At 70.7% G+C, this 21,625-nt stretch carries 20 protein-coding genes and 5 pseudogenes; 12 read left to right on the top strand and 13 right to left on the bottom strand.

Features of this window, described 5'->3' with window-relative positions; all coding sequences use genetic code 11:
- Positions 1-23: 23 nt before the first annotated feature.
- The 3 genes from ABZ396_RS12030 to ABZ396_RS12040 all read right to left on the bottom strand — a co-directional run bounded on the left by ABZ396_RS12030 (position 24) and on the right by ABZ396_RS12040 (position 3,597).
- Positions 24-1,289, bottom strand: coding sequence for an FAD-dependent oxidoreductase (locus tag ABZ396_RS12030; RefSeq protein WP_358915985.1), 1,266 nt, complete (start codon positions 1,287-1,289; stop codon positions 24-26).
- Between the two features lie 148 nt (positions 1,290-1,437).
- A complete protein-coding gene (locus ABZ396_RS12035) occupies positions 1,438-2,718 on the bottom strand; it encodes a deoxyguanosinetriphosphate triphosphohydrolase (protein ID WP_358915987.1) in 1,281 nt (426 codons plus the stop codon).
- 144 nt (positions 2,719-2,862) lie between these two features.
- On the bottom strand, positions 2,863-3,597 hold the full coding sequence (locus ABZ396_RS12040; RefSeq protein WP_358915989.1) for a sirohydrochlorin chelatase: 735 nt from the start codon (positions 3,595-3,597) through the stop codon (positions 2,863-2,865).
- A 165-nt stretch (positions 3,598-3,762) separates the two neighbouring features.
- Between ABZ396_RS12040 and ABZ396_RS12045 the strand changes: the two genes are divergently transcribed.
- The gene (locus ABZ396_RS12045; RefSeq protein ID WP_358915991.1) at positions 3,763-4,452 is read left to right on the top strand and encodes an ElyC/SanA/YdcF family protein; all 690 of its coding nucleotides are present in this window, start codon (positions 3,763-3,765) and stop codon (positions 4,450-4,452) included.
- Positions 4,453-4,554: 102 nt separating this feature from the next.
- On the opposite strand, the gene ABZ396_RS12050 is transcribed toward ABZ396_RS12045, so the two are convergent.
- On the bottom strand, positions 4,555-4,995 hold the full coding sequence (locus ABZ396_RS12050) for a gamma-glutamylcyclotransferase family protein (RefSeq protein WP_358915992.1): 441 nt from the start codon (positions 4,993-4,995) through the stop codon (positions 4,555-4,557).
- 137 nt (positions 4,996-5,132) lie between these two features.
- On the opposite strand from ABZ396_RS12050, the gene ABZ396_RS12055 reads away from it, so the two are divergent.
- Positions 5,133-6,776, top strand: a complete 1,644-nt coding sequence (locus ABZ396_RS12055; protein ID WP_358915994.1) for a M4 family metallopeptidase — start codon at positions 5,133-5,135, stop codon at positions 6,774-6,776.
- 236 nt (positions 6,777-7,012) lie between these two features.
- A complete protein-coding gene (locus tag ABZ396_RS12060) occupies positions 7,013-7,687 on the top strand; it encodes a YceI family protein (RefSeq protein WP_358915996.1) in 675 nt (224 codons plus the stop codon).
- A 32-nt stretch (positions 7,688-7,719) separates the two neighbouring features.
- Here ABZ396_RS12060 and ABZ396_RS12065 read toward each other — a convergent pair.
- From ABZ396_RS12065 to ABZ396_RS12075, 3 genes and pseudogenes are all read right to left on the bottom strand, one after another.
- Positions 7,720-7,963: pseudogene (locus ABZ396_RS12065) on the bottom strand (hypothetical protein).
- Entirely contained in the window at positions 7,960-8,196 is a 237-nt protein-coding gene (locus tag ABZ396_RS12070; protein WP_358915998.1) for a hypothetical protein, read from the bottom strand. Before ABZ396_RS12070 ends, ABZ396_RS12065 begins: the two are co-directional and overlap by 4 nt.
- 103 nt (positions 8,197-8,299) lie before the next feature.
- Positions 8,300-8,683: pseudogene (locus ABZ396_RS12075) on the bottom strand (ATP-binding protein); the annotation flags it as partial.
- 83 nt (positions 8,684-8,766) lie between these two features.
- On the opposite strand from ABZ396_RS12075, the gene ABZ396_RS12080 reads away from it, so the two are divergent.
- Positions 8,767-9,552 (top strand): alpha/beta fold hydrolase, encoded by a 786-nt coding sequence (locus ABZ396_RS12080; RefSeq protein WP_358916000.1) that lies wholly within the window; start codon positions 8,767-8,769, stop codon positions 9,550-9,552.
- Positions 9,553-9,685: 133 nt separating this feature from the next.
- Positions 9,686-9,961: pseudogene (locus ABZ396_RS12085) on the top strand (transposase); the annotation flags it as partial.
- 9 nt (positions 9,962-9,970) lie between these two features.
- Here the strand turns inward: ABZ396_RS12085 and ABZ396_RS12090 are convergent.
- Complete coding sequence (locus tag ABZ396_RS12090) at positions 9,971-10,516, bottom strand: GNAT family N-acetyltransferase (protein WP_358916002.1); 546 nt, start codon at positions 10,514-10,516, stop codon at positions 9,971-9,973.
- Positions 10,517-10,836: 320 nt separating this feature from the next.
- Here ABZ396_RS12090 and ABZ396_RS12095 point away from each other — a divergent pair, with 320 nt between their 5' ends.
- The 5 genes and pseudogenes from ABZ396_RS12095 (at position 10,837) to nirD (ending at position 15,614) form a co-directional block, all read left to right on the top strand.
- On the top strand, positions 10,837-11,358 hold the full coding sequence (locus tag ABZ396_RS12095; protein WP_358916004.1) for a hypothetical protein: 522 nt from the start codon (positions 10,837-10,839) through the stop codon (positions 11,356-11,358).
- Between the two features lie 218 nt (positions 11,359-11,576).
- Positions 11,577-12,200, top strand: coding sequence for a class F sortase (locus ABZ396_RS12100; protein WP_358916006.1), 624 nt, complete (start codon positions 11,577-11,579; stop codon positions 12,198-12,200).
- A gap of 203 nt (positions 12,201-12,403) precedes the next feature.
- Positions 12,404-12,613, top strand: a pseudogene (locus tag ABZ396_RS12105) (hypothetical protein); the annotation flags it as partial.
- 20 nt (positions 12,614-12,633) lie between these two features.
- Positions 12,634-15,243 (top strand): nitrite reductase large subunit NirB, encoded by a 2,610-nt coding sequence (gene nirB, locus ABZ396_RS12110; protein WP_358916007.1) that lies wholly within the window; start codon positions 12,634-12,636, stop codon positions 15,241-15,243.
- A complete protein-coding gene (gene nirD, locus ABZ396_RS12115) occupies positions 15,240-15,614 on the top strand; it encodes a nitrite reductase small subunit NirD (protein WP_358916009.1) in 375 nt (124 codons plus the stop codon). The genes nirB and nirD overlap by 4 nt, the downstream gene beginning before the upstream one ends.
- 23 nt (positions 15,615-15,637) lie before the next feature.
- Here nirD and ABZ396_RS12120 read toward each other — a convergent pair whose 3' ends face one another.
- Positions 15,638-16,576 carry an oxidoreductase gene (locus ABZ396_RS12120; protein WP_358916011.1) on the bottom strand — a complete coding sequence of 313 codons (939 nt, stop codon included), beginning with the start codon at positions 16,574-16,576 and terminating at the stop codon, positions 15,638-15,640.
- A gap of 124 nt (positions 16,577-16,700) precedes the next feature.
- On the opposite strand from ABZ396_RS12120, the pseudogene ABZ396_RS12125 reads away from it, so the two are divergent.
- Positions 16,701-17,220 (top strand): annotated as a pseudogene (locus ABZ396_RS12125) (aminoglycoside phosphotransferase family protein).
- A gap of 45 nt (positions 17,221-17,265) precedes the next feature.
- Here the strand turns inward: ABZ396_RS12125 and ABZ396_RS12130 are convergent.
- Together ABZ396_RS12130 and ABZ396_RS12135 are read right to left on the bottom strand one after the other, a co-directional pair.
- Positions 17,266-17,829, bottom strand: coding sequence for a YciI family protein (locus tag ABZ396_RS12130; RefSeq protein ID WP_358916013.1), 564 nt, complete (start codon positions 17,827-17,829; stop codon positions 17,266-17,268).
- Between the two features lie 160 nt (positions 17,830-17,989).
- Complete coding sequence (locus ABZ396_RS12135; protein ID WP_358916014.1) at positions 17,990-18,658, bottom strand: DUF4097 family beta strand repeat-containing protein; 669 nt, start codon at positions 18,656-18,658, stop codon at positions 17,990-17,992.
- Positions 18,659-18,979: 321 nt separating this feature from the next.
- Here ABZ396_RS12135 and ABZ396_RS12140 point away from each other — a divergent pair, with 321 nt between their 5' ends.
- Positions 18,980-19,705 (top strand): rhomboid family intramembrane serine protease, encoded by a 726-nt coding sequence (locus tag ABZ396_RS12140; RefSeq protein WP_358916016.1) that lies wholly within the window; start codon positions 18,980-18,982, stop codon positions 19,703-19,705.
- A gap of 57 nt (positions 19,706-19,762) precedes the next feature.
- Here ABZ396_RS12140 and ABZ396_RS12145 read toward each other — a convergent pair whose 3' ends face one another.
- On the bottom strand, positions 19,763-20,428 hold the full coding sequence (locus ABZ396_RS12145; RefSeq protein WP_358916018.1) for a transglycosylase SLT domain-containing protein: 666 nt from the start codon (positions 20,426-20,428) through the stop codon (positions 19,763-19,765).
- A 228-nt stretch (positions 20,429-20,656) separates the two neighbouring features.
- A complete protein-coding gene (locus ABZ396_RS12150) occupies positions 20,657-21,607 on the bottom strand; it encodes an aquaporin (protein ID WP_358916020.1) in 951 nt (316 codons plus the stop codon).
- Positions 21,608-21,625 lie beyond the last annotated feature (18 nt).

Here is a 21,625-nt window from a genome sequence, read left to right on the forward strand (position 1 = left end):
GGCAGTCCCCGCGCCCCGCGAGGTCAGGACAGCAGACTGTCGAGGGCCGTCTTCGGATCCGCCAGGGCCTCCGTGTCCACGGCAACGCGCGAGGCGACCAGCTTCTGGATCGGCTCTGTGACATCCCACACGTTCACATTCATCCCGGCGAGCACCCTGCCCTCCTTCACCCAGAACGCGATGAACTCCCGCTTCCCCGCGTCCCCCCGGATGACGACCTCGTCGTACGAGCCGGGCGGTGCCCATCCGCTGTACTCCATCCCGAGGTCGTACTGGTCGGAGAAGAAGTAGGGCACGCGGTCGTAGGGGACGTCCTGGCCCAGCATCGAGCGGGCCGCCGCGGGACCGCCGTTCAGCGCGTTGGCCCAGTGCTCCACCCGGAGAGTCGTGCCGAACAGGGCGTGCGGGAAGGAGGCGACGTCACCGGCCGCGTAGATGTCGGGGTCGGACGTCCGCAGCCGTTCGTCGACGACGATGCCGCCGCCCTGCGCCCGGTCGGCGATCTCCAGCCCCGCCGCCTCGGCGAGGCCGATGCGCGGCGCCGCGCCGATCGCCGCGAGGACGTCGTGCGCCGGGTGCTCCTCACCGTCGTCCGTGCGGGCGGCGAGGACCATGCCGTCCTGGCCGACGATCTCGGTGAGCCGTACCCCGAAGCGGAACCGGACCCCGTGCTCCTGGTGCAGCTGGGCGAAGACATTGCCGAGTTCAGGTCCGAGGACGCCGTGCAGCGGGGTCGGCCCGGATTGGATGACGGTGACCTCGGCGCCGTACGTCCGCGCCGCCGCCGCGACCTCCAGGCCGATCCATCCGGCGCCGGCGATGACGATGTGCCCGTTGTCTCGGCCGAGGGCGGCGAGGACGCCCTTGAGTCGCTCCGCGTGCGCGAGGCGGCGCAGATGGTGGACGCCGGCGAGGTCGGTGCCGGGGATGTCGAGGCGGCGGGGCTCGGCGCCGGTGACGAGCAGCAGCTTGTCGTAGCGCACGATCGTGCCGTCGTCACCGAACCGGACGGTCCGGGCGGAGCGGTCGATCCGGTCCACGGTCTGGCCGAGGTGCAGTTCGATGTCGTTCCGCGCGTACCAGGCGGGCTCGTGCACGAAGACGCTGTCGCGCTCCTCCTTGCCCAGCAGGTAGCCCTTGGAGAGCGGCGGCCGCTCGTACGGGTGGTCGCGTTCGTCGCAGATCAGTATCACCCGGCCGCTGAAGCCCTCCGCTCGGAGCGTCTCGGCCGCCTTGGCGCCGGCGAGTCCGCCACCGACGATGACGAAGGTCTGGTCCGCGTCGACCACTTCATGCCTCCTCGTAAGGGTGCCGCAACATATGCCGCCCACATGCGCCGCCCTGTGAGCGTCCCGCACGCAGCGTGATGCGGGAAGAGGGAGTGACCCCGGGTACCCCGATCATGACCCGATCAGGCCACGCAGTGTCACAAAGTGTTCACATACGCCCCGTCAGCCTCGCATGCAACGACCGCGCGGAGGCGTCGGTGAGCGACGCGATCTGATCGACGATCACGCGTTTGCGGGCGTGGTCGTCGCCCGCCGCGTCGAACAGCGCCTTGAACTGCGGGTCGAGGCCGTCGGGGGCGCGGCGGGTCAGCGCCTCGGCGAGTTCGGCGACGACGACCCGCTGCTCGGCGCGGATCCGCTCCTGTTCGGCGCGCTGCATGACATACCGGTGGGCGATCGCCTTCAGCACGGCGCACTCCGTCCGGGCCTCGCGCGGTACGACGAGTTCGGCGCCGTAGCGGGTGAGCCGGCCGGTGCCGTACGTCTCGCGGGTGGCGCTCTCCGCGGCCAGGCAGAAGCGGCCGATGAGCTGGCTGGTGGCGTCCTTGAGACGGGCCTGGGCAACCGCGGTGCCGTCGTAGCCGTGCGGCCACCACTCCTGGTCCTGGAGCCGGTCGAGGGCGGCGGCGAGTTCGGCGGGGTCGGTGCCGGCGGGCACGTATCTGCCGACGGCGACGGCGAAGACCTCCTGCCGTTCCGGTTCGGCGAGCAGGCAGTTGGGGTCGATGTGGCCGGCGTGCAGGCCGTCCTCGACGTCGTGCACGGAGTAGGCGACGTCGTCGGACCAGTCCATGACCTGCGCCTCGAAGCAGGTGCGGGTGCCGGGGGCCTCCTTGCGGACCCAGTCGAAGACCGGGCGGTCGTCCTCGTACACACCGAACTTCGGGGACGCCGGGTCGGTGGGGTGCGCGCCGCGCGGCCACGGGTACTTGGTGGCCGCGTCCAGGGCGGCGCGGGTGAGGTTGAGGCCTACGGAGCCCTCGGGGGTGAACCGTTTGGGTTCGATGCGGGTGAGGAGCCGCAGGGACTGGGCGTTGCCCTCGAAACCGCCGCAGTCGTCGGCGAACTCGTTCAGCGCCTGTTCGCCGTTGTGCCCGAAGGGCGGGTGGCCGAGGTCGTGGGAGAGGCAGGCGGCCTCCACCAGGTCGGGGTCACACCCGAGGGCCGCGCCCAGCTCCCGGCCGACCTGGGCGCATTCCAGGGAGTGGGTGAGACGGGTACGGGGGCTGGCGTCCCACATCTGGCTGGGGTTGCCGGGGGTCACGACCTGGGTCTTGCCGGCGAGCCTGCGGAGCGCCCCGCTGTGCAGGATCCGGGCGCGGTCGCGCTGGAAGGCGGTGCGGCCGGGGCGTTTGTCCGGTTCGGGGGCCCAGCGGTCGGCTGACGCCGGGTCGTAGGCCGAGGCTGGGGCGGGTGCGGGGGCTGCCATGATTCGACAGTACGGGGCGATAGTGACAAACGGGTGTTTGGTGCGCCTACTGGTCTGCCGAGTTGAGTATCGGGCGGGTGCGGACAAGTGGGGCTGGTCGAGCCCACGCGGCGGAGGCGCATATGGAAACGGGCCCGCACCCCTTCACGCCGCTGCCGTCACCGGCGTCTGCAGTGCCCGCTCGTAGCGGTGCAGGATCAGGTTGGCCATCGAATCGTGGGCTCCCAGCGGGGCCGACGCCAGCCCCGGAGCCTGGTCGGCGCACTCGGTGGCGAAGCGGCCGGGGGCCGTGAAGCAGGCGGCGATCGCTATGTGGCGGCGGCCCCTCTCCCGCAGGGCGTTCACCGCCTCCGCGACCGTGGGTGTGGCCGCGGCGGCGTAGGCGGGGAGGACCGGGACGCCCATGCGGGCCGACAGGAGGCGGGCCGTCTGCTGGGTGTCGGCCCTGGACTGGGGATCTCGGGAGCCGGCCGCGGCCAGTACGACCGCGCTCGCGGGCCGGTGGCGCCAGCCGGCCTCCAGCAGGCGGGCGTGCAGCGTGTCGGCCAGAAGGGGGTGCGGGCCGAGCGGGCCGGCGATGCGCGTCGGCGCCTGGGCTGCCGCCGCCATCTCCGGGATGTCCTGCTTGACGTGATAGCCGCGGCTGAGGAGGAGAGGGACCAGGACGGCCGGGGTGTCGCCGAGGGCCGCGAGGGTGTCCGGGAGCAGCGGCTCGTTCAGCTCGATGTGACCGAGGTGCACGGGCAGGCGGGGGCGCAGCTCGCGCACCCGGTCCATGAGCGCCCGCAATGTGCTGAGCGCCCGCGGGTCGCGGCTGCCGTGGGCCACCAGGACCAGGTCGGGGGGGCCGGGGCACGGAGGAAGGCTGGACACCGTCATGCGAGCATCCTCGCCGGGCGAGATTGCACCGCCGTTGCCTGACCGTCACGCCTGTTTTCGCGCACTTCACGCCACGAACCCGCACGCTGTGAGCGAACCGGAACGGCCCGGCCTGCGTCCTCCAAGGTCGAGGCCGACAGGGGGAAGTCAAGGGGGAACAACCGTATGAAGATCCGCCGACCGCGCCTGCCGCGCACCCGCACCGGCAGACGGCGCCTGGTGCAGGGCGTGATGGCCGGCTGCGTACTGGCGCTGCTGCCGGCCACCTGGCTGTATGTGTCGACGGCAGGCCGGCTGCACACGGTGACGGACGTACCGCGCACCGACGTCGCGGTCGTCTTCGGCGCGGGCCTGTGGGACGGGGAGCCCTCGCCCTACCTCGCCCACCGCCTGGACGCGGCGGCGAAGCTGTACCGGGAGGGCCGGATCAAGGTCGTCCTCGTGACCGGGGACAACAGCAGGAAGGACTACGACGAGCCGGACGCCATGCGCACCTACCTCACCGAGCAGGGGGTACCGGACAAGCGCATCGTCAGCGACTACGCCGGCTTCGACACCTGGGACTCCTGCGTCCGCGCGAAGAAGATCTTCGGCGTGGACCGGGCCGTACTGATCAGCCAGGGCTTCCACATCCGGCGCGCGGTGGCACTGTGCGATGCGGCGGGGGTGGAGTCGTACGGGGTGGGGGTCGACGCCAAGCACGATGTGACGTGGTACTACGGCGGGACGCGGGAGGTCTTGGCAGCGGGAAAGGCGGCCCTGGACGTGGTCTTCGAGCCGAACCCCCAGTTCCTCGGGAAGAGGGAACCGGGGGTCTCGGAGGCCCTGACCGCGGCAGCCCGTCAGGCCCCTTGAAGGCTCATCGGTGGCCGACCGGCCAACCCCGGCACGGAACAAGCCACATGAGCCACACGAGGTCGCCGGCTCAACCGCTGTCACGCCGGTAGGCCGGGCCGGTCACCCGGGAAGCCCGCGGGCCGGCCAGTCACCGCCCTCGATACGACGGCCGTCCGCCCGTAGCCCGGCGGCCACGGCGTCCCCCGCCAGGTATACCCAGGCCCGGACGGTGGCCCCGTCGCGCCGTCGTACGACGTCCCGCTCCACGCGTATGTACAGACTCTGCGGGTCCTTGGGCACGTACTCCTCCAACTCGTCGAGTTCCAGGAGGAGTCGGTCATACGACTCCGGGCGGACGGTGACCAGTTCACCGCTCAGTTCTCCGCCCGGCTCCTCCACGGCGTAGGGATAGCCGGGCCCGTCGTACAGCACCGCGCCCAGGAGGCGGCCGGGTTCCTCGGACGTGGTCCGCCCCCGCAGGAACAGGTCGTGGTTGACCTCGCCGGGGCGGAGCGTGCCGTAGACGAAGAACGGGAGGTGGCGGGGGTTCCGGGTGGTCACAGAAAGGATTCTCCACCCCCTCCACCCCCACACACATCTCCATGGAGGCGCTATGGACATGACATGCCACGGGCCCTTGAATCTCTGTCGTCATCAGCGCCACCCCACGCCTTCGAGGCGTATCTCCAAGGAGATCGATGAGCCGGACACGGAACACCCGAGTTTCCCGTCTCGCCACGGCCGGCGTCGCCGCCACCACCGCGACCCTGCTGGCCGCCGGGCTCTCCCCCGCCGCCCACGCCGACGCGAGACCCACCCGGGCCACCGCGATCCAGAACGCGGCGCAGGCGCTCGTCCAGTACGCCGGCACGCTCGGGCTCACGTCCACCGAGGACACCAGGGTCCGGGACGTGGTCGTCGACAAGAACGGCACCCAGCATGTCCGCTACGACCGCACCTACCGCCAACTCCCCGTCCTGGGCGGAGACTTCGTCGTCCACCTCAAGCCGAACGGCACCTACCGCAGCGCCGACCGGGCGACCCGGAGCAGGATATCCCTCGCCTCGATCCTCCCGGACATATCCGCCCCGAAGGCCGCCGACCTCGCGGTGAACGCGCTGCGGGCGGCGAACCTCGGCGACGCGCTGAAGCAGGTGCAGGCCAGGCCGCAACTGATCGTCGACGCCCTGCACGGCACCCCGAAGCTGGCCTGGCGCACCAACGCGGCCGGCAAGGACTCGCTCGGCAACCCGGTCGCCCGCACGGTGCTGACGGACGCCCGCACCGGCGCCCAGATCGACGCCTGGGACAGCATCGAGACGGCGACGGGCGACGGCAAGTCGCTGTACAGCGGCACGGTTCCGCTGGAGACCACGCTCTCCGGATCCACGTACAACCTCACCGACCCCACGCGCGGCAACACGTTCACCGGGGACGCGGCCAACAAGACCGACCTGTGCGTCTTGGGCCTCTGCATCAGCCGGGCGCCCAACACGGTGTTCACCGACGCCGACAACCACTGGGGCACCGGGGCGGCTTCGGACCGTTCCTCGGCGGCCGTCGACGCCCAGTACGGCACCAACGAGACCTGGGACTACTACAAGAATGTCCACGGCCGCAACGGCATCGCCGGCGACGGCAAGGGCTCGTACAACCGCGTCCACTACGGCAGCAACTACAACAACGCCTTCTGGGACGACAGCTGCTTCTGCATGACGTACGGCGACGGTGACGGAACCACCTTCGGCCCGCTGGTGGCGCTGGACGTGGCGGGCCACGAGATGACCCACGGCGTCACCTCCAAGACCGCGGCGCTGACGTACTCGGGCGAGTCCGGCGGCCTGAACGAGGCGACCTCGGACATCTTCGGCACGCTGGTGGAGTGGTACGCGGGGAGCGCGTCGGACCCCGGCGACTACCTGATCGGCGAGAAGATCGTCCGCTCCGGCTTCGGCAAGGCGGCGCTCCGCTTCATGGACCAGCCGTCGAAGGACGGCGGTTCGGCGGACTACTGGAGTTCGTCGGTCGGAAATCTCGACGTGCACTACTCCTCCGGAGTCGCGAACCATTTCGCGTATCTCCTCGCGGAGGGCAGCGGCGCGAAGACCATCAACGGCGTGAGCTACAACTCACCGACGTACAACGGCTCGACGGTGACGGGGATCGGGAGGGGCAAGCTGGGGGCCATCTGGTACCGGGCGCTGACGGTCTACATGACGTCCTCGACGAACTACGCGGGCGCGCGGACGGCGACCCTGAACGCGGCGAAGGACCTGTACGGTGCGGGCAGCACCGAGTACAACGCGGTGGCGGCGGCCTGGAGCGCGGTGAACGTGAACTGACCTCCGTTCGGCGACGGCCGCCCCGGCGAACGAACCGGGCGGCCGTCACACACAGCCCAGACAAACGGGAACAACGCAATGCAAGGAACACGCGGAATTCACGAATGCCGGAACCGCCCGTGAGGGGACCTCATGGGGAAGTTGTGCAGTTTCGGTGACGACTCGCCGAATTATCGAACTCCGTTGAGCAACCTGGTACTTGCGGCAATTCCCCCTGTGCACTAACTAGGTAAAACATGAACTTGTTCAGCCGTCCCCTCACGTCCCGCCGCGCAGCCGCCCCCACGGCTCCGCCGCGCCCCACGGTCGCCCCGGCTGCCTCCTCCCCCACCTCGGCCCCCGTCCTGCTGGACCCCGCCCTCGCCGCCCTCACCGGCGAATGGATCATCGACCCGGCCCACAGCAGAATCGGTTTCTCGGTCCGGCACGCGATGGTGACGACGGTCCGCGGGTCGTTCACGGAGTACCAGAGCCGCCTCTACTTCGACGGCCGCGACCCGTCCCGCTCCCAGGCGGAGCTCATCCTGTCCACGGGCAGCGTCGACACGGGCGTGGAGCAGCGGGACGCCCACCTGGTGGGCCGTGACTTCCTGGACGCGGCGAAGTACCCACGCATGCGCTTCGCCAGCACGGCGGTCCGCCTCAAAGCTCCCGACGTCTACGTCATGACCGGCGACCTGACCATAAGGAACACGACCCGCCCCGTCGACCTTGAACTCACCTACATAGGCAACGTCACGGACCCCTTCGGCTACCAGCGCGCCGGCTTCGACGGCACGACCACCATCAACCGCATGGACTGGGGCCTGTCCTACAACTCCCGGCTGGCGGAGGGCGGCGCGATGGTCAGCGAGACGGTACGGCTGCAGTTCGACATCGCGGCGATCCGGACGATGCCGGAAGGGGGCTGAGCTGCAGCTGTGCCATCAGGCCCAGGAGCCGTTCAAAGCGAGGGAACGAGCCTGACCACGGTCACGGTCAGGGCGGATCCGGAAACGTAGTGGAGCACGATGGCACCGAGGACCGTGGCCTCACGGCGGTCGCGCTCGCCCCTTACGCCGGTCGACCCGTGCCCGTACGGGGCCTCGTCCGATGGTCGCCGCCATCGCGTCCCTGAACGCATGGGCATCGCGCATCTTGGCCAGGGTGTCGTCGGCGGGCGGGGCGTAAGTGATGCGGTAGTTCAAGCGACGCCCCGCCTCTCGGCCTCGTCCGCCGCCAGGCGCTGGAGCAGCGCCTCCGACTCCGGCTCGGGAACGGCTTCGAGCATCCAGTGCCGCATGACCGCATGGATGTCCTGCACACCGGCCTCGCCGATGGCCCGGTAGAACTCCTCGCGCCGCTTCTCGGGGAGAGCCGCGCGGATGTCGGGGATGCTGTCGGGAACCTCGACCTCGACGCCGTTGACGAAGGTCTTCAACGGTCGTCCAGCTCCGGGTCGGGGGGGCGCTGCCGCCACCGTAATCGGCGAGAACGGCCGGCCGCGCGAGATCGTGCGCACACCACACGGACTTGCCGACGGTGAGCTCGTCCACGCCCCACCGGTCGGCGATCTCACCCACGATGAGCAGCCCTCGACCGAACATCTCGTCCTGCGACGGATCGCGCGGGCTCGGCAGCAACTCCCCTTTCGGGTCGGAGACGGCCACGCGTAAGGCGCCTTCGGTGAGGGCGAGTTCAACCCGGAAGAGCCGGTCACGCAGGCAGCCGTGCAGTACGGCGTTGCCGCCCAACTCGGAGACGAGAAGAGCGGTATCGGCGGCCAGCTCGGGTTGACCCCAGTCGGTGACGAGGCGGTGCGCCCGGCGGCGGGCGCGGCTGACGCTCTTGGGGAGCGGGGTGTAGTCGAGGCAGTCGTAGTGGAGGGGGATGTCGTCCTGCTCGTCAGGATTCCTGGGGGCGACCATGTCGATGACCTCCCGGCTGGGGTGGGCAGCGCCATGCGTAACCCGGTTGGCTCGTACGCTGTTGCTCTGCGATCCTGCGCACCATGCTCACCCTCGACGATGACCTCGGACACCTTTCCTACGACATAGCGGGCGACGGCTCGCCCGTCGTGCTCGTACACGCCGGTGTCGCCGATCACCGGATGTGGGACGCGGTCGTGCCTGCTCTCGCAGAGCGGCACACTGTGATCCGGTACGACCTGCGCGGCTTCGGCGAGTCCGCACCCCCGACCGGCCCGTTCCGCGAGACCGACGACCTGCGCCGTCTGCTGGACCACCTCGGCCACGAACGTGCCCGGATCGTGGGCGCGTCCTGGGGTGGCCGCGTGGCCCTGGACTTCACGCTCACCCACCCGGACCGGGTGCACTCCCTGGTGATGCTCGCCGCACCCTGGCCGCGATACCCCTGGTCCGCGGAGATGATCGCGTACGACGAGGCCGAAACGGCAGCCCTGGAAGCGGGCGACCTGAACGCCGCCGTACGTATCAACCTGGACATGTGGCTGCGCGGGCCTGCTCGCGGCTGGGAAGACGTGGCCGACGGACTGACCGACCAACTCCGGGGCGCCCTGCGGACATCGCTGGTGAACCAGACCCTTGTGGGGCAGTACTCCGGGGGTCCCGCGACCGGAGAACTCGCCGCCGTCTCCGTCCCCACACTGGTGGGCGTCGGCAAGCTCGACGTCACCGACTTCCAGGACATCGCCCGCCGCTACGCCACCGAGATCCCCGACGCCACCTTGGTCGAGTTCGCCACCGCTGCCCACCTCGTCGCATTGGATGCGCCCGCCGAACTCAGCGCGGTACTGGTACCGTTCCTCGCCCGTTAGGGCGCGGAGAGTTCATCGGGGCGATCGGTGGTCCCGGCTCCACCCCCGTGCCGGCCGGCCGCGGCCAGGTGGCACTGGTGTCTCGCCCGGCCCCTGCCAGGGACTGGCAACAGCCGATCCACGCGCCTATTAGGCATACGCCTCCCGGATGAATCGCGCCTACCTGCGTCGACGCGGGATCCGCTGCACCATCCCGGACAAGGCCGACCAGGCCCGCAACCGCAAGAAGCTCGGCTCGAGAGGCGGCAGACCACCGCAGTTCAACGCGGAGGACGACAAGGCGCGGCATGCGGTCGAGTGCGGGATCAATCGTCTCAAGAGGCACCGTGCCGTGGCCACGAGGTACGACAAGCTCGCGGTCCGCTATGAGGCGACCGTCCTCGTCGCGGCCACCAACGAGTGGCTATGACTGGCCACGTCACGATGGCGCTGAGTAACACCGGATGGCCACCGACTGGTGCGGACTCCACTGCTGCTCAACCGTAGCCATCAGCTGCCAGCCCATCCGCTCATACAGGGCTGCCGCCGCGGTATCGGATGCGACTACGTCGAGCACCGGATGCAGGCCACGATGCCGCGCTTCCTCCACTGCTTGGCCGACCAGCAGTGCACCGATCCGATACCCCCTCGCCTGCGGGGCAACGAACAGCCTGCTGACCACGGCGGTCAGATCCCGCGCTGCCTCGTTCCGCTCGCTCCACAACATCGGGGCCAGATCACCTTCGCCGCCTTGCGACAAACTGACATGCCCGACCAGGATGCCTTCGAGTTCGGCAACCCAGGAGCCCAGCAGGTGGCCGCGTGACAGCCATTCGCCGGGCTGATCGGGCCAGTTCACCGGATAGCCGTCGCGCGCGTGGACTTCCGCGAGGACCCGTACGCACTCCTCAACATCGCCGTCAGCCCTCCGCCGGACGCAGCGGCTAGGCCTCCCATCAGGCACCCCGGAACTCTCGATGTTCACTCCGGAATAGAAACACAGGCCAGAGAGCCACAACCAACCACTTTTGACACAGGCCCCAGGGGCTCCTCGGCTCTGCGCCAGGGTGGCCCGACGGCCCCCTCACCCGTTCACCCATCTCGGACCCGCCGTTCGTGTGTTTTTCATACCGGACCCCTCGCACCCCCCTTGACCTGCCGGAACTCCCCCGCAACCCCTGCCGCGGACCCTCTCCAGGACACCCGTTCATCCCACAGCCGACGGAATCTCGGGGAGCGGGACCGGCCCGTTGGCTTTTACCTCGGTAGAGCAAGGGAGTGGGACCAGCTCGACGAGGGAGCACCATGCGACGCACTGTCCGTCCGCTGACCGGGGCCGCGCTCGCCGTGGCCGCGGCCGGCCTCGCCGCCGCGCCGGCGCACGGCGGCAGTACCGGCAGCCTGGACGTCTACCCGTCCACCACGGCGCCGGGCGCCCAGGTCTCGGTGAACACGGCGGCCTGCGGGGAGAAGGCGTCGGCGCTCGGCGACGCCAGTTCGGTCGGCGCCGGGACGTTCACGCTCGCGCCCAGTGCCCATGAGGGCGAGGCGATCGGCCAGTTCCAGGTGCCGCCCAGCGCACAGCCGGGGACGTACGAGATCGTCGCGAAGTGCGCCGAGGGGAACCGGCAGGTGACCGGTGACCTGAAGGTGGCACTGACAACGGCCGGCGGGCAGGTGCAGCCCCACGGCAGTGTGAAGACGGGGGTCGGTGGTGCCCTTGGCACCGACCCCGTGCAGACCGCGGCAGGTGTGACGGCTCTGGCCGTCGCCGCCGCGGGCGGTACCTGGCTCCTGCATCGCCGGGCGAGAGGCGACGGGATCTGACGGACACCCTCCGCTGTCCGTCCGCCGGTACCGCACATCCCACCCCCTCCGGGTCCGACGCCCCTCGCGGCCCGGAGGGGGTAGGGGGTCAGGTTTGCTAGAGGCTCTTGTCAGAGGCTCTCACTCTTGTGAGAGGCGGCGCCCTTGCTGCACCGGGCCGCTCCCGCTAGCCCCTCACCCCCGCGTTAGAAGCTCTAACCTGCGAAAAAGGGGTTGGCATGCGCAAGATCGGGGACACCGCGATAGCCGCCGTGACAGTCATGGCGCTCGGCTCGGGCGTCTGGCTGCTCGGCCCCGGCTCCGGCCCGCACACCGCGCCACCCCAGCCGTCCGCCGCCGAGGGCCGCCTCGACCCGGGCGAGGAACGCCTCGAGGCCCCCGCGCTGCCCCCGTCCCCGCCCACCCGCATCCGTGTCCCCGCCATCCGTGTGAACGCCCCCCTCATAGGCCTCGCCCTCACCCCCTCCGGCAGCCTCGACGTCCCGCCCGCCGGCAACAAGAACCTCGCCGGCTGGTACGAGTCGGGCACCGCACCGGGCGAGACCGGCACCGCGATCGTCGCCGGCCACGTGGACAACGCCGAGGGCCCCGCCGTCTTCTACGACCTCGGCGCCCTCAAGCGCGGCGCGACCATCGAGGTGGACCGGCAGGACAAGACCGTCGCCGTCTTCACCGTCGACGCGGTGGAGGTGTACCAGGCCCGGAACTTCCCCGACGAGAAGGTCTACGGAGCCGCGCAGCGCCCCGAGCTCAGAGTGATCACCTGTGGCGGCGGCTACTCACGGGCCACCGGCTACCAGGGGAACGTCGTCGTCTTCGCCCACCTGACCGGAAGCCGCTGACGAACGGCGCCCAGGGCCCGTGCCCAACCGCTCCCCCGCGTTGCCCCACCTCACAGCCTCCGCCGTCCCGTCCCCGGGCCCCTCACACCCCACCCCCGCCTCCGAAGAGGGCAGCGTTCCGAGCGGGAAACAGTGGTGATGCGGCCGGGTAACGTCGGCCCCGCACGCTCCTGGGCATGACCTCGAATACGCGTGTGGTGGTGATCGACACCGATCCCGTGGTCGTCGCCTGCGGGTGCGGTGTCCGCCCGTGTGCCGGTCTGGCCCCGGACGCCGGTCCCGCCGCGCACGAGGACGTTCTCGTCGACGGCGAACCGCGCACCTGCGCCCCCCACATCCACGCGTCCGGCGAGACCGAGGCACGCCCCGGCGACGACGTCGTACCGCTCGCCGACGCCACCCGGGGCACGTTCACCGACGATGGAGGCTCCTGATGACCACCGCCCCTGGGGCCACCCCCACGATCGTGCTCGTCGGCCACGGCATGGTCGGCCAGCGCTTCCTCGAAGCGCTGGCCGAGCGCGGTCTGACCGCCACGCACCGCGTGGTCGTGCTGTGCGAGGAGCCGCGTCCCGCGTACGACCGTGTCGCCCTCACCTCGTACTTCGCGGGCAGGTCCGCCGAGGAACTCTCCATGACCGACATGGAGTTCATCGACGCCCACGGCATCGAGCTGTACGTCGGCGACCCGGCGGAGACGATCGACCGCGAGGCGAGGAAGGTGACGGCACGGTCCGGCAGGGTCTTCGGCTACGACACGCTCGTGCTGGCCACCGGCTCGTATCCGTTCGTGCCGCCGGTCCCCCACAGGGACGCCGAGGGCTGTTTCGTGTACCGCACGATCGAGGACCTTCTTGCGATCGAGGCGTACGCGAAGTCGAGGGCGACCGTGGGCGCCGTGGTCGGCGGCGGTCTGCTGGGACTCGAGGCGGCGGGCGCGCTCAAGGGTCTCGGACTCACCGCCCACATCGTGGAGTTCGCGCCCCGGCTGATGCCGGTACAGGTGGACGAGGGGGGTGGTGCGGCCCTGCTGCGCACCATCGAGGAGATGGGCCTGACCGTGCACACGGGTGTGGGCACGCAGGAGATCGTGACGGATGACACGGGCGCCGTCGTCGGCATGAAGCTGTCCGACGGGTCCGAACTCGCCACCGACATGGTGGTGTTCAGCGCCGGGGTACGGCCGAGGGACCAACTCGCCCGGGCCTGCGGTCTTTCCGTCGGCGAGCGCGGTGGCATCACCGTCGACGAGCAGTGCCGTACGGTGGACGACCCGCGGGTGTTCGCGATCGGTGAGTGCGCGCTGGCGGCGGACGGCCGGGTGTACGGCCTGGTGGCGCCGGGGTACGAGCAGGCGGCGACGGCCGCGGCCACCATCGCCCGTGACGAATCCGCCTTCACCGGCGCGGACTTGTCCACGAAGCTGAAGCTGCTCGGTGTGGACGTGGCGTCCTTCGGCGACGCGCACGGCAGGACCGAGGACTGCCTGGACGTGGTGTACTCCGACTCCCGTTCGGGCCTGTACAAGAAGCTGGTCATCGGCCGGGACGGCACGCTGCTCGGCGGCATCCTGGTCGGCGACGCGGACGCGTACGGCACCCTGCGCGCCCTCACCGGCTCGGTCCCGCCGGTCTCCGCCGAGTCCCTGGTCCTGCCCGCCGGTTCGGTCGGCGGTGCCCAACTGGGCCCGTCCGCCCTCCCCGACGACGCCGTCGTCTGTTCCTGCCACAACGTCGCGAAGGGCACGATCCGCGACGCGGTGACCGAGCACTCCTGCACCACCGTGCCGGAGGTGAAGAAGTGCACCAAGGCCGGTACCGGCTGCGGTTCGTGTGTGAAGGTGCTCGGGCAACTGGTCACGGCCGAGTTGGAGGCGTCCGGCGTCGAGGTCGACAAGGGCCTGTGCGGCTGCTTCGGCCAGACCCGCGAGGAGCTGTACGAGATCGTCCTGGCTCTGCGGATCGGCACCTACCGGGAGCTGCTCGACCGTTACGGCCGCGAGGGCGCCCGGGGCGGCGACGGCTGCGAGGTCTGCAAGCCGGCGGTGGCGTCGGTCATCGCCTCCCTCGCCCCGGCGATCGGCGTGAGCGGCTACGTCCTGGACGGCGAGCAGGCGGCCCTGCAGGACAGCAACGACCACTTCCTCGCCAACCTCCAGAAGAACGGCTCGTATTCGGTCGTCCCCCGCATCCCCGGCGGTGAGATCACCCCCGAGGGCCTGATCACGATCGGTGAGATCGCCCGTGACTTCGGCCTCTACACGAAGATCACCGGCGGCCAGCGGATCGACATGTTCGGCGCACGGGTGGAGCAACTCCCCCTGATCTGGACGCGGTTGGTGGACGCGGGCTTCGAGTCGGGGCACGCGTACGGAAAGGCCCTGCGGACCGTCAAGTCCTGTGTGGGCTCCACCTGGTGCCGTTACGGCGTCCAGGACTCGGTCCGGATGGCGATCGACCTGGAGCTGCGCTACCGGGGCCTGCGCTCCCCGCACAAGCTCAAGTCGGCGGTGTCCGGCTGCGCGCGCGAGTGCGCGGAGGCCCAGTCGAAGGACTTCGGTGTCATCGCCACCTCCAACGGCTGGAACCTGTACGTCGGCGGCAACGGCGGTGCCACCCCGCGCCACGCGGATCTGCTCGCCCAGGACCTGACCGACGCCGAACTGGTCCGCCTGATCGACCGCTTCCTGATGTTCTACATCCGTACGGCGGACCGCCTGGAGCGCACGTCGACCTGGCTGGAGCGGATCCCGGGCGGCCTTGACCACGTCCGTGACGTGGTCGTCGAGGACTCCCTCGGCATCTGCGAGGAGCTGGAGTCCCTGATGGCGGCGCACGTGGCCAACTACGCCGACGAGTGGGCGTCGACCGTCGACGACCCCGACAAGCTCGCCCGGTTCGTGTCCTTCGTCAACGCCCCCGACACCCCGGACCCGGTCGTCGGCTTCGTGCCCGAACGCGCCCAGATGAAGCCCGACCTGCCGCTGCTGTCGATCGGCGTGCGCGCCACCGAAGATGTTCTGGAAGGAAGCGCCCAGCGATGACCCTGGCACCCCCGACCACCGACCCGAAGGTCCAACTCCGGCTGACCGATGGCTGGTTCACGGTCTGCGGCCTGAGCCGGCTGACCCCCGGCCGGGGTGTGGCCGCGCTCCTGCCGGACGGCCGCCAGGTCGCCGTCTTCCGCGACCGCGCGGACCGCCTGTACGCGATCGACAACCGCGACCCCTTCGGCGGCGCGGCGGTCCTCTCCCGCGGCCTGACCGGCACCGACCGGGGCCGCCCGTTCGTCGCCTCGCCCCTGCTGAAGCAGCGCTTCGACCTGGTGACCGGCCAGTGCCTGGACGACGAGGCGGTGCGGGTGGCCGCCTACGCGGTACGGGCCGCCGTACAGGAACCGCCGACACCTGACTGATGAGACCGCGGCGGCAGAGCTGCTCAGTGGTCTTTCAGGACGGCGTCGTAGGACACCCCGGTGAGCTGCTCCGACGCGTCCCAGAGGCGTTGCGCCATGGTGTCGTTGAGCGTCCAGGGCGCCCGCCGGGAGGGGGCCGGGGCGCCGCGCCACATCGCGAACGAGGGCCCGGTGAAGGAGTCAGGCCGTACGCCGGGGGCGGTGGCCGCGTACAGCGTGGGCAGCGCCCCGGCCTCGGCGGACTGCGCGAAGACGGCGTTCGCCGCCGCGATCACCCGCTCGGCGCCGCGCCGTCCCTCGGCACGGGGCCCTGCGGCCTGCAGGTTGGTGGCCGCGTACCCGGGATGGGCGGCGGCCGCGACGAGGTCGCCGCCGTAGTCGTCGACGCGCCGGGCCAGCTCGTGGACGAACAGCAGGCCGGCGGTCTTGGACCGGCTGTAGGCGACCCAACGCCGATACCGGCGCGCGCTGTTGAGGTCGTCGAGGTCGATGTTGGCCAGGACGTGCATCATGCTGGAGACGGTGACGACACGGGCGGCGGGGGTGCGCAGCAGGACGGGCATGAGCAGCACGGTGAGGGCGAAGTGCCCGAGATGGTTGACCCCGAACTGCGTCTCGAACCCGTCCGCGGTGGTCCCGTACGGCGGCGCCATCACCCCGGCGTTGTTGACGAGGAGATCGAGCCGGTCGTACGGGAACGAGTCGGCGAAGCCCCGCACCGAAGCCAGGTCCGCGAGGTCGAGCCGCCCGAACTCGATGTGCGCGCCGGGCATTTCCGCGGCCATCCGGTCCCCGGCCTCGTGTCCGCGCGCCTCGCTCCGGCAGGCGAGCACGACCCGGGCCCCCTTCCGGGCCAGCTCCCGCGCGGTGACGTACCCGAGTCCGCTGTTGGCCCCGGTGACGACGGCGACGCGGCCGGTGAGATCCGGGATGTCGCCGCCGCTCCAGCCGCTGCTGCGCATGAGGGCGCCCTCCACAGGTGGGGGTCTGTGTCGCGGCCAGCCTACGAGGGCGGGGCACGGCAGGACACCGGACGCGGCCGTACGCCGTACGAACCGCTCGGCGACGCGCGGGTAGGGTGCCCGGGTGATCGGCATTCCGCAGGCCCTGGCGCGCGGCACGATCGACCGCGAGGGTGACCGCGGGGCGGCCTGGATCGCCGGGCTCCCCGCGATCGTCGAGGACCTGCTGGAGCGCTGGGACTGCGCACCCGACGGTGAGGTGACGCACGGGGGTGTGGGAGTGATCGTCCCGGTACGGCAGGGGCCCCACCGGCGGGCGGCTCGTCCTGCAGGTGTCCTGGCTGGCGGTCGACCCGAAAGGCTACGTGGGAGACCCGGCGTACGACGGCGGCACGCTGCTCAAGTCCCGCGCCCCGTCCCTCATGCGAGCGGATGACCTGCCGAAGACGGTCCACCGTCTCCTCGACGTCTTCGCCGAGGCGGCGGAGCTCGACCGCGAACGGGTACGGCGCTGGGCGCAGTTCCACGCCGTACCGGCGGCGTTCTGGAGCCGCCGGCACGGCTTCCGCATCGCACACGGCGGCCCCCAGCTGGACCGCATCACACAATTCGCCGACGGGCTGGCGGAGTTGCTGGTCGCGTAGAACCGAACTGGCGGAGCCGGCTGACCACCAGCCTCCCCGGGTTCGTCACCGTCGCCCGCCGAACTCCCAGTCGTGCACCTCTGTCTCCGCGTACCGGTGCGGGGCCAGGACCGCCCGTGCCCGGTCGGAGTCCGGGGCCCGGACCAGTGCCGCCGTGCCCAGCCAGGTGGTGGCGTCGTCGGACAGCAGCGGGCCGAAGGCGATCAGCTCGTCGGGGTCGGTGCCGGGCGGCAGACCGGGGCCGCCGCCGACGGCTGCCCGCACCGGCCCCAGGCCGAGCACCAGGTACCGGCTGCCGCCGGCCCGGCCGCCGGGAAATTCCCACATGGTGCGCCCCAGCAGGTTGCGCCACCGGCGCAGCAGCGCGTCCCGGTACACGCCGGCCTGGTAGTTGGGCTCGTCGAAGGCGAACGCGCGGGCAGCGGCCGGATCGGGCAGATCGACGATGTGCACACTGCCGGTGGGCGTCTCGCCGTCGGCGCCGAAGGCCGGCCCGCGAGCGATCAGCTGCGCCGCGTACCGGTCCATGTAGGACCAGTGCTCCTCCACCAGCTCCTGGCGCAACGCCAGGGAACCGGCCCGGTCACGGTGGTAACAGAAGAACTCCATGGTCAAGGACCCTTCCGCACTGCGGGGCGGCTCTCAACAAGTTTCCCGCGAGCGTCCGCGGCCGGCCGGCGGCCGCCTTCGAGGGACGGCCTCACGGCACACGAACGGGGCGGCGTACGCCGACTTGGTGTCGGTGTACGCCGCCCTCGGGCGGGCCGTCCTACAGGCTGCGGGCCGTCACGTCGCCGTAGGCGGTGGTCGCGTGGATGGTCAGGACGGCGGCGCCGTCGGCGTTCATGAGCGCGTTGTGGATCCGGCCGAAGGTGGTGCCGGCGTCCAGGGAGGCGGAGACTCCGCGTGCGGCGCCGACCGAGATGTCGCCGTGCTGGGTGGACAGAGTGACGGCGCCGCGCACGGCCTCGGCGATGGTGATGTCGCCCTTCTGGGTGCTGATCTCCGCGGTCCCGCCCAGGCGGCCGACCGAGATGCCGCCGGCCTGGAGGGTGAGACGAGCGTTCCCGGTCTCGTCGAGCTTGACCGTGGCCTGCGCGCCCTCGAAGGTGACGTCGCCGAGCCGTCCGACGCCCCGGAGTTCGGCGAGGGCGGCCTTCGCCTCGACGCGGGAGCCGGCGGGCAGCTGGACGGTCACCTCGACGGAACCGGAGTTGCCGAGGAGCCGGTTCCTGGCCGCCGGCGCCTCGATCCGCAGGACGCCGTCGGCGCATACGACCGTGATCTGTTCCGCCGCCTTCACGTCCCGGCTCCTGGAGGCGTCCGCGGGCAGGACCTCGACCGTGGTGTCGGCCCGGTCGGCGGCGATGAGCCGGATGTGTGCTGCCGGGATGTCGAGGACGGCGGTCACCGCGGCGGGGGTCTCGAACTTCTGCATGGTGCGCTCCTTCGAGTCGTCGTTTCCGATGACAGAAAGGCTACGTTGCATTCACAGATCGGGCAACGTAATTGTTGCAAGCGATACCGATCACCGCAGCTCAGAGCAGCTATTTCGTTGCAACAACTTCCCAATTAACGCAACGCACTTTTGTCGCTCGTTGCAATTGATTGTCGGTGGACGCAATCCTGGCGACGCACGCAGCGTCAACCCTCACAACCCCGTTCTGACGGCGGGCGCCCGGACCGGGGCGTTGGTGAGGTGGCTGTCGTAGAGTGCGCCGTGGTGGGGACGCGGATGCCGTCGGAGGGGGAGCCTGCCATGGGTGCGCCGAACAAGGGCCGGGCCCGCGGGGTGCCGGTCAGTCCCGAGGTGATGATCGCGGAGGCGCGGAAGGCGTTCTTCGTGATGTTCGCACTGCTCGCGGTCGTCTGGCTGGTGCAGCTCGCCAACTACGCCGACCACTACGCCTTCTCACGGCAGTACGCGGTGGTCTCCGGTGACCTCGGCAGCCTGCCCGACGTCCTGGTCGCGCCGCTGCTGCACTGGAGCTGGGCGCACATCGAGAGCAACTCCGGCCCCCTGTTCGTCTTCGGTTTCCTCGCCGCCTACCGCGGGGTGGTGCGGTTCCTCGGGCTGACCCTGCTGATCGCGGTGAGCAGCGGTGCCGTGGTCTGGTTCTTGGAGCGAGGCGACGTGCAGACGGTCGGCGCCAGCGGCCTGATCTTCGGCTACTTCGGTTACGTCGTCGTACGGGGACTCTTCGACCGGCACCTGATCGACACGCTGATCGGAATCGTCATGGGTGCCTCCTTCGCCTACCTGCTCACCGTGGCCGTGCCCGGAACACCGGGAGTGAGCTGGCTCGGACACCTCGGCGGGCTGCTCGGAGGCCTGGTGGGCGCCTGGCTCTTCCGGGACAGGCGCCCGCGGGCCGGCGCCGGCGGGGGAACCCCACCGGCGGTGACCGGCGGCACCTCGCGGGCGCCGTCCGGCACCAGCCGCTCCGACCTGTACAAGGAACTCGGCGACCTCGGCCTGCTCTGACGCCCTGCTCTGAGGCGTCAGCCTGGGGACAGTCGGTGGACGCCAGGCCAGGTTCCCTCAGTAGGCGTGGTGCACCTGCCAGAAGGACCAGGCCTGGCACGGGCTGCCGTAGACGGAGTTCATGTAGTTGAGGCCCCACTTGATCTGGGTGGCCGGGTTGGTCTGCCAGTCGGCGCCTACGGAGGCCATCTTGGAACCGGGCAGGGCCTGGACGAGGCCGTAGGCGCCGGAAGAGGCGTTGACCGCACGGTAGTTCCAGGTGGACTCGCGCTCCACGATGGCGCTGAAGCACTGGTACTGGTCCCCTGACATCATCTGCCGGGCCAGCGCCTGGATCTGCGCGACCGTGTAGGAGCTCTGCACGGGGAAGCTGGAGGCGTCCTGGGAGGCGGTGGTCCTGGCCTCCTGCCGCGCCTTCTCGGCGGCGTCCTTCTTCTCCGTCGCGGTCCTGGCGGCGGCCTTGCGGGCGGCTTCCTCCGCGTCCTTCCGGGCGCCCGCGTCGGCGGCGACGGCCTGGGCGTCGGCCTGCCGCGTCAGCGACGCGGTCTGCACCTGTGCCTGCCGGCCGACGGGTATGTCCGCGAGAAGCGTCGCGTCGGGCGCCGTCTCCGCCGCGTCGTGCGGCCGTGCGGTGCTGGCCGAGGCGACTCCGACGACGCTTCCGACAGCGGTGACCGCTGTGGCCGAGACCACCGCAAGGCCCCGCACCGGGTTCCGAGTCACGTGCTTCCCTTCCGGACCGTCCGTGCCGTCCTGCCGCGACTGGAGCGGACAACTCACCTATCTCATCCGACAGTTCGGAAACTCTGCCGTGCCGGAACAGCTCGCGCAATGGTGAAGAAGGTGTGGATGCTCACAGTTGACAAGATGCCTGGAGCACGCCACCACGGCCCGGCCCTACCCGGCTGATCGACTTCGCGCGGCACGAGCGGTCGCGGTGTAAGGAGCTGATCACCGCCCCGGCTCCGGCCGCCGCCGTCCGCGCGCTGCGTCGTGCCGCGCTGGTGGCCAACAGCATGCGGACCAGACAAAGCCGGGGACGGCGGTGTCCACCCGAGCTGCATCGTCATCCCCAGGTCGTCCCGGTTCGCCCTGGCGGGCATGCCCTCGTCCCAGCGGCAGGCGTCCCCGTTCGCCGCCGGCCGGACCGCCTCCCCGAGCGGTTCCTCCAACGTCACCGGTGGGTTTGGCCGCGCCCATACCCGGGGGTGTGTGCCGCCCGACAAGGGTGTTGCACAGTGAGGCCGCCAGAACGGCGCCCGCCATCGGAGCCAGCAGGTAGACCCAGAGGAAGTCGAGTCGGCCCGCGACGATCGCCGGTCCGAATTGGCGGGCCGGGTTGACCGAGCCGCCTGTTGTGGTCCCCAGCAAGGCGATCGCTGCTCCGATCAGGAGGCCGACGAGCCATGGGACGAGCGGCGCCAGCCTGGGCGCGGCAACAAAGAGTCCGACGAGAAGCACGATGACGCCCATGGAGGCGGTCTCGGCCGCGAACAGCGCCCCGGCCGACCAGCCGTGGCCGGGTTGCAACGAGGCGTCGCGGACCGGTGGCCTGTCGGTAACTGGTCCCCACACGGCACCGCCTGCGAGCGCGCCCAGCAGGGAGCCGGCGAGTTGCGCGGCGATGTAGGGCGTGACCGACGCGCCGGGGAAGAGCCCGAAGCGCCACATGGCGATCGAGATGGCCGGATTGATATGTCCGCCCGATGCCTTCCCGGGCGGGCTGAGAATGAGCCCGGCGAGCACCAGGCCCACGCACCCACCGATGATGAGCAGTTCCGCATGCACCTCGGGGATCGCCGCCGACACGGGCGACGGACCCGCGACCCAGCGCACGATCGTGATGACGGCCATGAGCAGGACGAACGCCAGGAGGCACTCCGCGGCGCTGTTGCGGGCCACCGACCACCAGGTGACCGG

The organism is Streptomyces sp. NPDC005866 (assembly GCF_040629895.1).
Taxonomy (GTDB): Bacteria; Actinomycetota; Actinomycetes; order Streptomycetales; family Streptomycetaceae; genus Streptomyces.